At 71.0% G+C, this 15379-nt stretch carries 15 protein-coding genes; 7 read left to right on the forward strand and 8 right to left on the reverse strand.

Features of this window, described 5'->3' with window-relative positions; translation table 11 throughout:
* Positions 1 to 45: 45 nt before the first annotated feature.
* Positions 46 to 960 carry a LysR family transcriptional regulator gene (locus tag QRN30_RS00125; protein ID WP_042538353.1) on the forward strand — a complete coding sequence of 305 codons (915 nt, stop codon included), beginning with the start codon at positions 46 to 48 and terminating at the stop codon, positions 958 to 960.
* Between the two features lie 99 nt (positions 961 to 1059).
* On the opposite strand, the gene QRN30_RS00130 is transcribed toward QRN30_RS00125, so the two are convergent.
* The 5 genes from QRN30_RS00130 to QRN30_RS00150 all read right to left on the reverse strand — a co-directional run bounded on the left by QRN30_RS00130 (position 1060) and on the right by QRN30_RS00150 (position 5539).
* Complete coding sequence (locus tag QRN30_RS00130; protein WP_052481717.1) at positions 1060 to 1824, reverse strand: L,D-transpeptidase family protein; 765 nt, start codon at positions 1822 to 1824, stop codon at positions 1060 to 1062.
* A 41-nt stretch (positions 1825 to 1865) separates the two neighbouring features.
* Positions 1866 to 3083, reverse strand: a complete 1218-nt coding sequence (locus QRN30_RS00135) for a hypothetical protein (protein ID WP_284759972.1) — start codon at positions 3081 to 3083, stop codon at positions 1866 to 1868.
* A gap of 115 nt (positions 3084 to 3198) precedes the next feature.
* Positions 3199 to 4584 carry an adenylosuccinate lyase gene (gene purB, locus QRN30_RS00140; RefSeq protein ID WP_214519170.1) on the reverse strand — a complete coding sequence of 462 codons (1386 nt, stop codon included), beginning with the start codon at positions 4582 to 4584 and terminating at the stop codon, positions 3199 to 3201.
* The gene (locus QRN30_RS00145; RefSeq protein ID WP_017886476.1) at positions 4581 to 5093 is read right to left on the reverse strand and encodes a low molecular weight protein-tyrosine-phosphatase; all 513 of its coding nucleotides are present in this window, start codon (positions 5091 to 5093) and stop codon (positions 4581 to 4583) included. Before QRN30_RS00145 ends, purB begins: the two co-directional genes overlap by 4 nt.
* A 47-nt stretch (positions 5094 to 5140) precedes the next feature.
* Positions 5141 to 5539, reverse strand: a complete 399-nt coding sequence (locus QRN30_RS00150) for a phage holin family protein (RefSeq protein ID WP_017886475.1) — start codon at positions 5537 to 5539, stop codon at positions 5141 to 5143.
* A gap of 50 nt (positions 5540 to 5589) precedes the next feature.
* Between QRN30_RS00150 and QRN30_RS00155 the strand changes: the two genes are divergently transcribed.
* The 5 genes from QRN30_RS00155 (at position 5590) to QRN30_RS00175 (ending at position 11302) form a co-directional block, all read left to right on the forward strand.
* Positions 5590 to 6669, forward strand: a complete 1080-nt coding sequence (locus tag QRN30_RS00155; RefSeq protein ID WP_284759977.1) for a histidinol-phosphate transaminase — start codon at positions 5590 to 5592, stop codon at positions 6667 to 6669.
* 23 nt (positions 6670 to 6692) lie between these two features.
* The gene (locus QRN30_RS00160; RefSeq protein ID WP_259551563.1) at positions 6693 to 7829 is read left to right on the forward strand and encodes a thiamine pyrophosphate-dependent dehydrogenase E1 component subunit alpha; all 1137 of its coding nucleotides are present in this window, start codon (positions 6693 to 6695) and stop codon (positions 7827 to 7829) included.
* 86 nt (positions 7830 to 7915) lie between these two features.
* Complete coding sequence (locus QRN30_RS00165) at positions 7916 to 8875, forward strand: alpha-ketoacid dehydrogenase subunit beta (protein WP_031259385.1); 960 nt, start codon at positions 7916 to 7918, stop codon at positions 8873 to 8875.
* Positions 8876 to 8932: 57 nt separating this feature from the next.
* Entirely contained in the window at positions 8933 to 10561 is a 1629-nt protein-coding gene (locus tag QRN30_RS00170; RefSeq protein WP_042538362.1) for a dihydrolipoamide acetyltransferase family protein, read from the forward strand.
* A 159-nt stretch (positions 10562 to 10720) separates the two neighbouring features.
* Positions 10721 to 11302: a GNAT family N-acetyltransferase gene (locus QRN30_RS00175; protein ID WP_284759980.1), complete on the forward strand. Its 582-nt coding sequence runs from the start codon at positions 10721 to 10723 to the stop codon at positions 11300 to 11302.
* A 4-nt stretch (positions 11303 to 11306) separates the two neighbouring features.
* On the opposite strand, the gene QRN30_RS00180 is transcribed toward QRN30_RS00175, so the two are convergent.
* From QRN30_RS00180 to QRN30_RS00190, 3 genes are all read right to left on the reverse strand, one after another.
* Positions 11307 to 11945 (reverse strand): ABC transporter ATP-binding protein, encoded by a 639-nt coding sequence (locus tag QRN30_RS00180; RefSeq protein WP_017886469.1) that lies wholly within the window; start codon positions 11943 to 11945, stop codon positions 11307 to 11309.
* The gene (locus QRN30_RS00185) at positions 11942 to 13969 is read right to left on the reverse strand and encodes a bacteriocin-associated integral membrane family protein (RefSeq protein ID WP_284759983.1); all 2028 of its coding nucleotides are present in this window, start codon (positions 13967 to 13969) and stop codon (positions 11942 to 11944) included. The genes QRN30_RS00180 and QRN30_RS00185 overlap by 4 nt, the downstream gene beginning before the upstream one ends.
* A 63-nt stretch (positions 13970 to 14032) precedes the next feature.
* On the reverse strand, positions 14033 to 14425 hold the full coding sequence (locus tag QRN30_RS00190; protein ID WP_162243008.1) for a lactococcin 972 family bacteriocin: 393 nt from the start codon (positions 14423 to 14425) through the stop codon (positions 14033 to 14035).
* Positions 14426 to 14631: 206 nt separating this feature from the next.
* Here QRN30_RS00190 and QRN30_RS00195 point away from each other — a divergent pair, with 206 nt between their 5' ends.
* On the forward strand, positions 14632 to 15366 hold the full coding sequence (locus QRN30_RS00195; protein ID WP_214532731.1) for a GntR family transcriptional regulator: 735 nt from the start codon (positions 14632 to 14634) through the stop codon (positions 15364 to 15366).
* The last annotated feature ends 13 nt before the right edge of the window (positions 15367 to 15379 follow it).

A 15379-nucleotide genomic window follows, 5' to 3' on the forward strand; every position in this document is an offset into this window, starting at 1 on the left:
GTAGGTCCATCGAAACCTTCGCGAACCACGATGTAGGGTCCCTGCATGGTCGACTTCGACGTGCAGCTGCTGGCGGTCCTGCGGGAGCTCGCCGAGCGGGGGAGTGTCACCGCCGTCGCCGAGGCCACCCACCGCACACCGAGCGCCGTCTCCCAGCAGCTGCATACCCTGCAACGGCAGGTCGGGGTCCCGCTGGTCGAACGCGTCGGCCGCGGGGTCCGGCTGACCCCGCACGGCGAGGTGCTCGCCGGCCTGGCGTCCGGGGTCGCCACCGCCATCGCGCGGGTGGACGCCGCCTGGCAGGAGCACCTGGGCGGGACGACCGGACCGGTGTCGCTGGCGATCTTCCCGTCGGCGGCGGAACTGCTGCTGCCCGGCGTGCTCACCCGGATGCAGGCGCACCCGGGCATCGCGTTGACCCTGGTCGACGTGGACGTCAGCGAGGGAGACTTCGCACCGCTCGCGGCGGACCACGACGTGGTCGTCGGGCACCGGTCGGACGGCGTCCGACCGGCCGACCAAGGATCGGTGGAGACCGTCCCGCTGCTCAGGGAGCCCCTCGACGTGGCCCTGCCACCAGGCCACGCCCTGGCCGGCCGCGCGCGCGTGGGCATCGACGAGGTCGTCGGGGAGACGTGGATCGGCGTCCCGGAGGGGTACCCGATCGACCGGGTCCTGCACGCCATGGCCGCGGCGACGGACACCCCGCCGAGCGTCGCGTTCCGCACGATCCACCTGCCGCTCATCGAGAACCTGGTGGCCGCCGGGCACGGCATCGCGCTCGTCCCGCGGTACACGACGGGCACGCGGGCCGCCGGCCGCTTCCACCTGGCCGAGCTCGCCGACGTCCGTGCCGGACGTCGCATCGAGGCACTCGTCCGCCCCGACCGTGCCGTCCGTCCCGTGGTGCGCACCGTCCTGGAGGCCCTGGTCGCCGTCGCCCTGGACGTCACCACCTGAGACGGTTGCGCCCACTGCCGGGCGCACGCCGTGCCTCCAGGCCGTGGGCGGGCCACGGGCGGGCCGCGGCAGACGCGCTTCTGTGGCGGCGTGACCGCGTCAGCGCACCTGGAACGGGGTGCCGAGCGGCAGGCGCTCCGCCAGCGCGGTGATGTGGTCGTTGTGCATGCGGATGCAGCCGTGCGATGCGGCGGTGCCGATGCTGGACGTGTCGTCGGTGCCGTGCAGCCCGATCTGTCCGGGGCCGCCGCCGAACGAGTTGAGCACGTCCGAGAACGCCGTCGTGCCGTACGCGTACGGGCCGTAGCCCTCGTTCGTCGGCGCGAGCAGCTCGGTCAGGGCGAACCGACCGGTCGGCGACGGGGTGCCACCGGTGCCGGTGGCGACGGGGTAGCTGTCGACGACCTTGCCGGCCTTGTACAGGTCGAGGGTGTTCGTCGAACGGGTGACGACGATCGCGTACGGGTCCTCGGACAGGGTGACGGCGCTGGTCGGCACCCAGCCCGTGCTGCCGTTCGGGCGCTGTGCGAGCTGCACCTCGGCCCAGCCGTCCTGCTGGTCGACGACCCGGAGGACGAGCGGGGCTCCGGACGCCTGCGGGTTCTCGAGGGTCTGCGTCGCCTTGCCACCCGCGCTCGCGCTGACCGGGACGGACGCGCCCGTGGCGGCAGCGACCGTGGTGCTGGTCGGGGCGTCGATCCCGTCGACCGGTGCTGCCGATCGGGTCGGCTTCGGCGTCGTCGGGGTGGGGGTCGGTGCGGCGGCGGACCGCGTGGGGGTCGGGGCGGGTGCGGCTGACAGGGGGCCGAACGCGACGAACGCGACGGCCCCCGCACAGACGACGGCCACGGCGGCGGCGATCACAGTCGCACGCCGCCGTGGCTCGGTCGGGAGGATCGGCAAGATCAGCCCGTGAAGGTCGCCGTTCCGGGCACCGGGACGGCAACCGGAGCCGTGCCCGGGTCGCCGGCGGCGGCCGGGTCGGCGATGAAGGAGCCGTCGGCCGAAGCGGTCTGGCTCGAGGATCGGCCTTCGAGCGTGGCGGTGTACGCGCCGGCGCTCACGGCACCCTCGGGCAGGACCACCACGACGACGACGTCGCCCTCATCGTCCGCCACCGAAGCATTGGTGCGGATCGAGTAGGTCTCGCCGCCCTGCGTGATGGTCGCCGCGACGGACTCGCTCGGGGCGAAGCCTGCACCCGTCACCTGGAATCCGGTGAGGGTCTGCGAAACGCGCAAGGACGTCGGCGCGTCGGCGGTCGCGGTGGGCTGCGGCGTGAAGTACGTCGTGGTGTCGTCGACGCGGAGCGCGGAGATCGAACCGCTGGCGTCGGCGGCGAGGGCCTGGCCGTTGACCTCGAGCGGCGAGGCGAGGCTCTTCAGCTCGGTGCCGGGCACCTCGGCGGTCGGAGCCGGAGCGCCGTTCACGGTCGGGGCCGGGGTGGGCTGGTCGGTCGGGGCCGGCGTCTCGGTGGGCTCGGTCGGCGGAGTGGTGATCTCGCCGGCGATGTCGAGGCCGACGTACACGACGTAGCCGACGACCTCGGCGTCCGCGTCACGCAGGTCGGCGGCGAGCTCGGCCGACGACTCGACGTCACCGGTGGAGGGGTCGATCCAGTTCTTGGTGCCGTCGACGCTCGCGCCGCCATCCGTGACGGGCTCGTCGGTGGCGAAGACCACGGACTGCGCGGTGGAGTCGCCGCCTGCCTGCACAGCGAGACCGAACGACGTCGCCCCGGTCATGGTCATGCTGATGCCGGAAGCGAGGGCGGGGACGGCGCTCGGGGCCACGGGCTTGTTCAGGCCGCGGATCAGTGCAACGGCTTCGCCCTCGGAGACCGACAGGCCGTCCTCGTCGATCGTGGCGTGGTCGGTGATCGTGCCACCGCCGCCCACGTCGGTGATGTCCGCCCAGTACCACTGGTCGGTCAGCGGGAACGTGCCGGTCGGCGCGGCCGTGAAGTCGTCGGCCGAGTCGGTCCAGGTGACGATGGCCGAAGCGGAGCCGTCCGTCGACAGGGCGGTCGAGACCGTCGGGACGAGGGCGGCGGAGACGCCGAGCACGGTGGCGCCGACGGCGGCCGCGGTGATGCGAGAACGAAGCACGGTGTGGAGATCCATCCGGTCAGTGGACAGGGTGCATCCACTGCGACGCCCCCCGTGCTGAGATGTACTCAGCAGCTCCAACCTATCGAACCGCTCAGGTTTCCGCATCCCCCAGCTCGCGCCGCCGCGCTCAGACGTCGAGGTGGTCGACCAGCTCGTCCGCCAGGCCCGTGTAGGTCGCCGGCGTCAGGTTGGTCAGCCGGGCCTTCGCGCCGTCCGAGATGTCCAGACGGTTCACGAAGACGATCAGGTCCTGCTGGCTCACCCGCTTGCCCCGCGTGAGCTCCTTGAGCATCGCGTAGGGGTCCTCGATGTTCGACTGTCCGGCGGTGACCTCGGCGCGGATGACCGTCTGGATGGCCTCGGCGAGGACCTCCCAGTTGTGGTCGAGGTCGTCGGCGAGCTTGGCCTCGTTCACGGCGATCTCGCCCAGACCACGGCGCAGGTTGTCGAGCGCGAGCAGGGAGTGCCCGAACGCGACGCCGATGTTCCGCTGCGTCGTGGAGTCGGTCAGGTCGCGCTGCAGGCGGCTCGTCACGAGCGTCTCGGACAGTGTCGAGAAGAGCGCCGACGAGATCTCGAGGTTCGCCTCGGCGTTCTCGAACTTGATCGGGTTGATCTTGTGCGGCATGGTCGACGACCCGGTGGCACCCGCGACGGGGATCTGCGTGAAGTACCCCATCGAGATGTAGGTCCACACGTCGGTCGCCAGGTTGTGCAGGATCCGGTTGGCGTGACGCACCCGGTCGTACAGCTCGGCCTGCCAGTCGTGCGACTCGATCTGCGTGGTGAGCGGGTTCCACGTCAGGCCGAGGCCCTCGACGAACTCGCGGGACAGGGCGGGCCAGTCGGCCTCGGGGTCCGCGGCGAGGTGCGCCGAGAAGGTGCCGGTCGCGCCGGAGAACTTGCCGAGGTACTCGCCGCCCTCGATCTGGGCGAGCACGCGCTCGAGCCGGTAGACGACGACCGCGAGCTCCTTGCCGAGCGTCGTGGGGGTCGCCGGCTGGCCGTGCGTGTGCGAGAGCATCGGCACGCTCCGCAGCTCGACGGCGAGCGTCCGGAGCTTCTCGAGCACGGCCCGGAAGCCGGGCAGCCAGACCTGCTCGACGGTGTCGCGCACGGTGAGCGCGTAGGACAGGTTGTTGACGTCCTCGCTCGTGGCGGCGAAGTGGGTGAGCTCGGCGATCGCGTCGAGCCCGAGCTCGGACAGTCGGCGGCGCACGAAGTACTCGACGGCCTTCACGTCGTGACGGGTCGTCGCCTCGATCTCGGCGAGCTCCGCGATCTGGTCCTGGCCGAAGGTCTCGACGATCCGACGGAGTGCCGCCTTGTCGTCGACGCTGAGCGGCGACGTGGTGAACATGGCGTGGTCGGTCAGGAAGATGAGCCACTCGACCTCGACCACGATGCGCGCGCGGTTGAGGCCGGCCTCGGAGAGGTGCTCGCCCACCGTGTGCACGATCGGGTAGTAGCGCCCGTCGAGCGGGCTGATCGGCTGCGGGGGAAGGGGGGTCATGGGGCTCCCTGACGGACTGCCGGCTCGAGCTGGTGGAAGAGCGCCCGGCAGGCCCGTTCGACGGTCGAGAGCACTCGGTCGAACTCGTGCCGGTCCGCGTAGTACGGGTCCGGCACGTCGGCTTGCTGGGGCCAGGCGGCGTCGTACCGCAACAGGAGCGTCACCTTGGCGGAGTCGTCCATGGTCGGAGCCCACGAACGCAGGATGCGCTCGTGGGAGCGGTCGAGTGCGACCACCAGGTCGAGGTCCGGGAACCGGTCCGGGTCGAACTGACGGGCGCGATGCCTGCTGCCATCGTATCCGCGCGCCGCCAGCGCTGCGATCGTGCGCTCGTCGGCGGGTTCACCCACGTGCCAGTCGCCCGTGCCGGCCGACTCCACCTGGAAACGGTCCGCGAGACCGGCGTCCGCGGCGATCTGCGCGAACACGACACCGGCCATGGGGGAGCGGCAGATGTTGCCGCTGCAGACGAACGAGACGCGGAACGGGGCGTCGACGTCCTGGGTCATGAGCACATCATGACGCAGGGCGGGGTCCTCCGCGAGGTCCGCCGACCTCACGCCCGCTGGCGGTTGAGCACCGGCCGGGCGAAGAGCCCGATCAGCCAGGCGAAGACCGCGAGCACGAAGGCACCGACGATGCCCCAGCCGAAGGAGTCGACCTCGAGCCCGAAGCCGAATGCCTCTGAGATGCCGGCGACGATGAGCAGCAGGATCGCGTTGACGACGAACGAGATGAGCCCGAGCGTCAAGATGTAGATCGGGAAGGCCACGATCCGGATCAGCGTGCCGATCACGGCGTTCACGAGGCCGAACACGAACGCCACGAGCAGGAAGGTGAGCACGGTCGCGGTGGTCCCGCCGTCACCGAAGGGCGTCACGGAGACGCCGCTGACGATCAGCGTGGTGAGCCAGAGCGCGAGGGCGTTGACGACGAGGCGGACGAGGAATCGCATGCGTCCATGATGCCCTCCGCCACCCGCGCACGGGCCGGTAGCCTGAACCCGTGACCGAGCAGCGTGTGCACATCCGGCCCGAGGTGGCCGTCCTCCCCGCCTACAAGCAGGGACGTCAGGCGTCCGACTCCGCCTTCAAGCTGTCGAGCAACGAGAACCCGTTCCCGCCGCTCCCCGGGGTCGTCCAGGCCGTGCAGGCCCAGACGTCGTTCAACCGCTACCCCGACGCCACCGCCCTCGCCCTGCGCGCCGTGCTGGCCAACCGCTTCGGGCTGACCGCCGAGCAGGTGCACGTCGCCCCGGGCAGCGTGGCGATCCTGCACGAGCTCGCCCGCGCCACCTCGGGCCCCGGTGACGAGATCGTCTACGCCTGGCGTTCGTTCGAGGCCTACCCGGGGGTCGTCACGGTCGCCGGTGCCACGAGCGTGCAGGTGCCGAACCGTGCCGACGGCGGGCACGACCTCGACGCGATGGCCGCTGCCGTCACCGAGCGCACCCGCATGGTGCTCGTCTGCTCACCGAACAACCCGACGGGGCCGATCGTGACCGCCGCGGAGTTCGACGCGTTCATGGCAGCGGTGCCGCAGTCGGTGTTGATCGTGCTCGACGAGGCATACGCCGAGTTCGTGACCGACGAGGCAGCGGTCCACGGCCACCCGCTGCTCGCCGCGCACCCCAACCTCGTGGTCCTCCGCACCTTCTCGAAGGCGTACGGGCTGGCCGGCCTCCGGGTGGGCTACGCGCTCGGTCCGGACTACGTCCTCGACGCCGTCCGTGCCTGCGCCATCCCACTGTCCGTGACCGCCCAGGGCCAGGCTGCAGCGCTCGCCAGCCTGGAACGCGAGGCCGAACTGCTCGAACGCGTGACCGAGATCGCGGCGCTGCGCGACCGGATCGTCGCCGAGCTCCGGGCCCAGGGCTGGGACGTCCCCGACGCCCAGGGCAACTTCCTCTGGCTGCCGACGGGGGAGCGCACGGCAACCGCCGCGGCCGCGTTCGAGGACGCCGGGATCATCGTCCGGGCCTTCCCGCCGGAGGGCATCCGCATCTCGATCGGCGAGCACGAAGCTGTGGGAACGCTCCTCGAAACAGCCCGCTCACTTGTGGGGGACCTCCAGGTGGCCGACTAGTGCCTGGCGCTACGCTGGCCCGCATGTCATTCCGCGCCGCGGCTCCCGCGACGACCACCGTCCGGCTCCTCGACCCCCAGGGTCGGTTCGTGGAGACCGACGAGAACGCCGAGTTCGCCGCCGCCGCGCGAGCGATCCCGGACGAGACCCTGCTGGCGATGCACCGCCGCATGGTGCTCACCCGTCGGTTCGACCACGCCGGCCACAACCTGCAGCGCACCGGCCAGCTCGGCCTGTGGGTGCCCAGCCACGGGCAGGAAGCCGCGCAGACCGGCTCCGCCTTCGCCCTTCGCGCCCAGGACCACGTGTTCCCGTCGTACCGCGAGCACGCCGTCACCATGCACCGCGGCGTCGAGCCGATGGAGATCATCGCGATGTACCGCGGGCAGACCCACGGCGGGTGGGACCCGGACCAGCGCGGCAACACGCACATCTCCACCCTGGTGATCGGCTCGCAGACCCTGCACGCCACCGGGTACGCGCTCGGCCAGAAGCTCGACGGCGACGTCGGCACGGGCGACCCGGACCGCGACGCCTGCTCGATCGTCTACTTCGGCGACGGCGCCACCAGCCAGGGCGACGTGAACGAGGCCTTCGTGTTCTCCGCGTCGACCAAGGCGCCGGTCGTCTTCTTCCTGCAGAACAACCACTGGGCCATCTCGGTGCCGGTGTCGGTGCAGTCCCCGACGCCGCTCGTCGACCGCCCGCGCGGCTTCGGGATCCCGAGCGTCCTGATCGACGGCAACGACATCCTCGCGTCCTACACGGCCTCGGTCGTCGCGACCGAGCACGCCCGCAGCGGCCAGGGCCCGGCCTTCATCGAGGCCGACACCTACCGCATCGGTGCGCACACCAGCTCCGACGACCCGAGCCGGTACCGCGCCGACGGCGAGCTCGAGGAGTGGGTCCTGCGCGACCCGATCGTCCGGTCCGAGGCGTACCTGCGCTCGAAGGGTGCGACGGACGAGCAGTTCGCCGCGTTCGACGAAGAGGGCGAGGACATCGCCGCCGACGTCCGACGCCGCACCGTCGCCCTGACCGCACCGTCCGTCGACGTCATGTTCGACAACGTGTACCGCGAACCGCACCCGCGGATCACCGAGCAGAAGGCCTGGCTCGCCCAGTACGAGGCCGGCTTCGAAGGGGGCGCCCACGCATGAGCACCACCGAGCAGCTCTTCGACTACACCCTGCGCTCCCACCCGGGCGCCGGCGAGGTCCCGAGCGACCCCACCCCGACCCTGCCGATGGCCAAGGCCCTCAACGCCGGGCTCGCCGCGGCCATGGAAGCGGACGACAAGGTCCTGCTGATGGGCGAGGACATCGGCCAGCTGGGCGGCGTCTTCCGCATCACCGAGGGCCTGCAGGACCGCTTCGGTGCCGAGCGCGTGCGGGACACCCCGCTCGCCGAGGCCGGCATCATCGGCACCGCGATCGGCCTCGCCCTGCGCGGCTACCGCCCGGTCGTCGAGATCCAGTTCGACGGCTTCGTGTGGCCCGGTTTCGACCAGATCACCTCGCAGCTCGCGAAGATGGCGAACCGCCTGCCGGCGCACATGTCGTTGCCCGTCGTCATCCGCATCCCCTACGGCGGCCACATCGGCGCCGTGGAACACCACCAGGAGTCCCCCGAGGCGTACTTCGCGCACACCCCGGGTCTGCGGGTCGTCAGCCCGAGCACCCCGAACGACGCCTACTGGATGATCCAGGAAGCCATCGCGTCCAAGGACCCGGTGGTCTTCCTCGAGCCGAAGTCGCGCTACTGGCCCAAGGGCCAGGTGGACCTGGTCGACGGCCACGTCCCGATGCACACCACCCGCGTCGCCCGCACCGGCACCGAGGTCACCCTCGTCGGCCACGGCGCGATGGTCGCCACCCTGATGCAGGCCGCGGACATCGCCGAGGCCGAGGGCACCAGCTGCGAGGTCATCGACCTCCGCTCGATCTCGCCGATCGACTGGGAGCCGCTGGTCGCATCGGTCCGCAAGACCGGTCGCCTGGTCATCGCGCAAGAGGCCTCCGGCTTCGTCAGCGTCGGCAGCGAGATCGCCGCGACCGTCGCCGAGCGGGCGTTCTACACGATGCAGGCACCGCCGCTCCGGGTCTCCGGGTTCGACGTGCCGTTCCCGGTCTCGAAGCTCGAGCACCTGCACCTGCCGGATGCGGACCGCATCCTCGAGGCCGTCGACCGCGCCCTCGCCTACTGACCCGTCCGACCGAGGACCCGTCCGACCGAGCTCGACCAGATCCACGAAGGAGCCGTAGTGGCCGCCGCCGAATTCCCCCTGCCCGACGTGGGTGAAGGTCTCACCGAGGCCGAGATCGTGCAGTGGCGCGTCGCGATCGGCGACGAGATCGCCGTCGACCAGGTGCTCGTCGAGATCGAGACCGCGAAGTCGCTGGTCGAGCTGCCGTCGCCGTTCGCCGGCACCGTCACCGGCCTGCTGGTGTCCGAGGGTGACACGGTCGAGGTCGGCAAGCCGATCATCCGCGTCGACTCGGACGCGTCGGTCGCGTCCGGAGCGGCGCTCACGCCCCCTGCCGAGCAGCCTGTCGAGCAGCCCGTCGAGCAGCCTGGAGGCGCGACGCCCGACGCCCAGACCGCCCCGGTCTCGCCGGTGGTCGCGTCCACCCCTCCGGCCGCCGCCGCCCCGTCGGCCCCGGTCGCGCAGACCCCTCCCGCTCCCGCGGCAGCCGCGGCCCCGGCACCGGTCGCGCCTGCTCCGGCTGCTGCCCCCGCGGCAGCTGCGGCACCCGCGACGCCGGCCCAGCCGGTCGCGGTCGACGCATCCGTCCACGGGACGGACGAGTCCTCCGGCGCCGTCCTCGTCGGCTACGGCTCGGCGACCTCGTCGCCGTCCCGTCGCAAGCCGGGTGCCCGCCGGGCCGCAGCGCTCGCGGCCGAGGCGAGCCGTGCCTCCAGTGCGGACACCGCGGCGGCGGCCGAAGCCTCCGTCGACCCGGGCGAGGAGCGCACGGCCGAGGCGATCAGCGCTCTCGGGACGGGCTCCGCGCACAAGCAGAGCACCGCGACCAACGTGCTGGCGAAGCCGCCGATCCGGAAGCTCGCGAAGGACCTCGGCGTCGAACTGACCGAGATCGTCGCGACCGGTCTCGCCGGCGAGGTCACCCGCGACGACGTCATCCGGCACGCGAAGCAGGCCAGCGTCTTCCGCAACATCGAGACGCCCGAGTGGGGCGAGGTCCGCAGCGAGACGATCCCGGTCAAGGGCGTCCGCAAGGCCATCGCCACCGCGATGACGACGTCCGCGTTCACGGCACCGCACGTGTCGCTCTTCGTCGACGTCGACGCGACCCACACGATGGAGTTCGTCAAGCGGCTCAAGGCCTCGCCGACGTTCGCCGGCGTCAAGGTCTCACCGCTGCTCATCGTCGCGAAGGCCGTCATCTGGGCCGTCCGCCGCAACCGCTCGGTGAACTCGACCTGGACCGACCGCGAGATCATCGTCCACCACTTCGTGAACCTCGGCATCGCCGCGGCGACCCCGCGCGGGCTCATCGTGCCGAACATCAAGGACGCGCAGGACATGTCGCTGCTCGAGCTGGCGCAGGCGCTCGAGGAACTCACCCTGACCGCCCGCGACGGCAAGACGACGCCGAAGCAGATGGCGAACGGCACCGTCTCGATCACGAACATCGGCGTGTTCGGCATGGACACCGGCACCCCGATCCTCAACCCGGGCGAGGTCGCGATCGTCGCCATGGGCACGATCAAGCCGAAGCCGTGGGTCGTCGACGGCGAGGTCCGCTCGCGCATGGTGACGACCATCGGTGCCTCGTTCGACCACCGGGTCGTCGACGGTGACGTGGCCTCCCGCTTCGTGCACGACGTCGCCTCGGTGCTCGAGGAGCCCGCGCTCCTGCTCGACTGAGCGCCGGTCAGCGGCTCTCTCGTCGGTCGTTCCGCTTCGTGAGCAGAAATGGTCGGGTTGCTTCGAGCCACTCGACCATTTCTGTTCCCCATCTGCGGGCTTCCGCAAACGTCGCGTGGTGTTCACACGGATGTCGGGGGTCGGCGGCATGATCAGTGCATGGTCCACCAGCTCCTGACCCCCTCCCAGGAGATCCGAACGGATCGCCTCCTGCTCGCCCCGCTGACGCCGGCCGACATCGACGACGTGCACGCGCTCTTCTCGGACGCCCGCACGTGGCAGCACCTGCCCACCGGACGGCACGTGGCGCGGAGCTCGAGTGTGGACATGGTCCAGCGCAAGATCGGCGGTCGTGCGCGGCACGGCCTCGGGTCGTGGGCTGTCCGCAGCGCCTCGGACCACGCCTTCGTCGGCGTCGGGGGGATCGACATGACCGCCGGCGGGGTCTGGAACCTCGGCTACCGCCTGGCGCCGGCCGCCTGGGGGCAGGGTTTCGCGTCCGAGATCGCGCTCGCTGCCGTCCGTGCCGCCGGCGACACCGCTCCCGCCGTCCCGGTGACCGGCCGGGTGCTCACGAACAACCCTGCTTCCGCCGCTGTACTGCGTCGAGCTGGGCTGTCGCTGGTGTGGCAGGGGGCTCCCGCCGCGCAGAACCGTGCGGCCGCCGGCGTCGAGGGGCAGGTCTGGACCGATCGGCTGCTCTCCGACGAGCAGTTCGCCTGGCTCGTCGCCAACGCCTGACCCGTCAGCGAGCGGGTCCACTGAGCGTGATGCTCCGTGCGGCGCGCGCTTCGACCGATGACGAGTGTGTCGCGATCAGGACGGCCGCTCCGTCGGCCGCCAGTTCGTCCAGCAGGTCGAGCACCATCGCGGCGTTGCCGTCGTCGAGGGCACTCGTCGGCTCGTCCGCGAGGATGACCGACGGACGCTTCACCAGGAGCCGTGCCATCGCGACGCGCTGCTGCTCGCCGCCGCTGAGCTCGTGGACCCGGTCGGTTCCGCGTCCGGCCAGACCGACACGTTCCAGGGCCTCACCCGTCCGGAGGCCTCGGTGTCTCCGCCGTCCGTCCGGCAGGCGAACCACGTCGACGTTCGACTGGACCGTCATGTCGGGTACCAACCCGAAGTCCTGGAACAGGTACCCGAGGTGGCGCCGCCGGATCAGTCGTGCTCGCCGCTCGTTCGAGCCTGCCGACTCACCGTTGATCCGGATCGTGCCGCCGTCGAGCGCATCGATGTGCCCGACACAGTCGAGCAGTGTCGACTTCCCGCAGCCGCTCGGCCCGACCAAGCCGACGATCTCACCCCGTGCCACATCGAACGTCAGGTCGTGCCACAGTGCATGGCCTCCGCGACGCTTCGACGCGTTCCGTACCTCGATCATCGTGATCCGTTCCCTCGGTTGCGTGCAGTCCTCCGTGCCGTGACGGCCATGACGACGAGGCTGGTGGCGCTCACCGCCGCGAGTGTCACGAGGGCGAGCGCCGCGGCGACTCCGGCCGACTGCACGACCGGGTCGAGTGCCGATCTGAGCCCGCTTCCGTCCGGCCGTTGCGACCACCAGGTGTTGACGACGGCGATGACGGCGATCGATACCAGGCCGGCTTCGATCGTCAACAGGCCAGCATCGGTGCGGACGGGCGAGACGCCACTGGTGAACTTCGCGAACATCGCGCGGCCGTGACGGCGTCGGTGCGCGATCGTGGCGACCATACCGAGCATGACGCTGACGGCGAGGGTGCTGACCAGGGTGCCCGTCCCGATCGCCACGGTCATCGCTGCATGCCGTGCCTGTTCCGCCGCAGACTGACCCACCGCGACGACCGCGCTGAACTCGGTGCGGAGGCTCGATGCGCCGATCGACCGCTCGGCGGCAGCACGGGATGTGAAGACGACGTCTCCGGTCGACAACCACGATCCGAGTTCATCGGCCGAGAAGACGTCGCCCGGTGTGGGGACGACCACGATCACGGCGTCTTCGAGCCACGCGCGCGACGACGCGTCGTCCGGGTACGAGTAGACCTGCTGACGTGCCAGCGTGCCACCGGTGACGTGCTCGAGGAGGGCCGCGGGTGCGTCCCGCAACTGCCATTCGGTCAAGCCCTCGACGAGCCGCTCGCGGGAGAGGCCACTGTCGGCGGGCATCCACACGGCGATCTCCGCGCCGTCGGTGGTGATGCGGGCCCCGTCCTCGGAACGGACGTCCTGCAGGTCGAGGTAGCCCTGGTCGACGACGAGCGCAGGGACCGTGGACTTCCCGCTGCCACTCGACACCTCGACCGCAGCGGCGAGGAACGCATCACGCCGTTCGAGTGCCCCGCCGGCGAAGTCACCGATGCTGTCCCAGTAGGCCTGCTCCTCGACCGGGCGCGGATCCGGGGTGACCCAGAGCTGGACGGTTTCGCCGGCCGCCCGCAGATCCCGTTCAGCCGTCCCCTGTCGTGCGGTGGTCACCGCGCCGGTCAGTTCGAAGACGGCCGCGACGAGCACCAGCAGCGCGGGCACCCGCGCGATCTGTGCGACGAGCAGGAGCGCGCCCGCTGGTCGAGCGCCTCGCAGTGCGCCGACCAACGGCTGTCGGCACGCGACCACCGTGCCCATCGTGTGCGCGACGACGACCGGTACGAGCAGCCCCACGCAGAACGCGGAGATCGCGACGGCGAGGGTCGCCGCCGAAGCGAGCCCGTTGTAGAACCAGAGCCCGATGGCGGCGACGGGTACCCCGATGGCGGTGACGAGCACGGCGGTCCGGAGCTCAGCCAGTTCCTGGATGACGATGGCGGCTGTGGTGTCTCCGTGCAGTCGGCGGACTGCGCTGCGGCGAGGGGCCCCGACGGTCGTCATCAGACAGAGCGCCACGCATCCCGAGACGAGTGCTCCGACCAGGGCCAGGGTCTGATCCAGGCCGTCGGTGACGCCGATGCGTTGCAGGAGCGGCACGCGCTCCACGCTGACCTCGTACCCGGCGTCGGCCAGTGCGCGCACGGTGGCTCGCCGAGCGTCGTCGTCCCCGAATACCGAGTACGAGCCGGTCGGGTCGAACTGGTCGAGTTCCGACATCGGACGGACGGTGGTGACCATCGACCTCGTGAAGTCCTCGTACCCGTCGAGGAGCCAGCCGGCACCGCGGCTCGAAGGCGCGTCGGTGACGAGCGCCACGCGGCGCGTCGTCGGAGCCGCGCGGTCCGCCACCATCCGCGCGATCGTCGCGTGCTCGGCCTCGGCGACCTGCTCGAGTGCGGTCGCGACCCGCTGGTTCGATCCGGTCTCGGCACCGGCGGCAGCGGTCACCACGGACGAGGCGCCCACGATGCCGGCTTCGCTGACCTGCACCAGGCCGACGAAGCCCAGGACGGAAGCCAGGAGGGGTGGGACGAGGTAGGCGAGCGTCACCGAGCGGATGTTCATGGTCCCCCTTACGGCGAGCGTGAGCCGGAGCGGACGGTCGCTCTGGACCGCCCGCTCCCGGTCTCAGCAGTTGTGGTAGTACGCCTTGTTGCCGCTGCGTGCCTTCGGTGTCATCGCCATCGCGTACCGGCCGCCTGGCACGTTCGTGACGCGCTTCGACTTCTTGCCGACCGCAGTCGCGCCGTGGCACCGCTTCTCGCGGAAGTAGTTCGACCAGGTGTCGTCCTTGCCGACGCCCCACTGCCAGAAGCTCCCGCCCCCGCCGTCGTTGTTGGTACCGATGCCGCTGGTCTCACCGCTTGCACTCCCGCCGGATGCAGCGACGGCCACTCCGCCGGCTTCCGACCCTGATCCCATGACCTCGAACTGCGCAGCTGAGGCCGCCGTCGCAGTGCCCGTGATCAGGCCGACGGTGAGACCGAGGCCGACGAGCATCTTCGTTCTGGACTTGCGCACGACTGTTTCCTCCCATGTGCCCCCCGATGAGGCTCGACCGATCGTGGCAGCCATGCACAACTGATGTCAAGAATCTGAAATGCATGTGTCACCGAGACCGGGTTGGCTGACGTTGGTCTTCCCGGCCTGACTCGCTACTGTGATGGGGACTGGTCATGTCCGCGCATGACCACCGCCCAGGACCAGCAACGGAGCACGAGGGACGCATGACGAGCCGCATCACCGAGGGTGCCGAACCGAAGCACCAGCAGCTGCGGCGCATCCTGCTCGACCTCGTCACCACGCGGCTGGCTCCCGGTGCTGCGATCCCGTCCGAACGGCAGCTCATCGCCGAGTACGGCGTCTCACGGATCACCGTGCGTGAAGCGCTCGGGCAGCTGGTCAACGAGGGCTACCTGGAGCGCGTCCGTGGCAAGGGCACCTTCGTGGCGCACCGGCCCGTGCAGTCGACGCTGCACCTCGCCTCGTTCACCGAGGAGATGCGGGCGCTGGGACACGAGCCGACCACCGTCGTGCTCGTGCGCGAGGAGCGGGTGCCGCCGGCCGACACCGCCGCGGCCCTGCGGATCGACCCCGACGTGCCGGCCTTCCACGTGAAGCGCCTGCGGATGGCCGACGGTGCGCCGGTCTCGATCGACGACGCCTGGCTCGTGGCCGATGCGTTCCCGGGCCTGCTCGACCACGACCTGTCGGGGTCGGTGTACTCGATCATCGCCACGGAGTACGGCACCCCGATCGACCGCGCGCAGCAGACCGTCGCGGCGAACCCGGCGGCCGACGACGTCGCGACGCTGCTCGGCACGAAGACCGGAGCGCCGGTGCTCGAGTTCGACCGGGTGTCGTACGCGGGGGAGCGGCCCGTGGAGCACACCCGCAGCTGGTACCGCTCGGACCGCTACCGCGTGCAGATGGAGGTCACCGCGACCCCCGCGGTCGCGTAGTCCGCCCGACAAC

The organism is Curtobacterium sp. MEB011, assembly GCF_030209655.1.
Classification (GTDB): Bacteria; Actinomycetota; Actinomycetes; order Actinomycetales; family Microbacteriaceae; genus Curtobacterium; species Curtobacterium poinsettiae.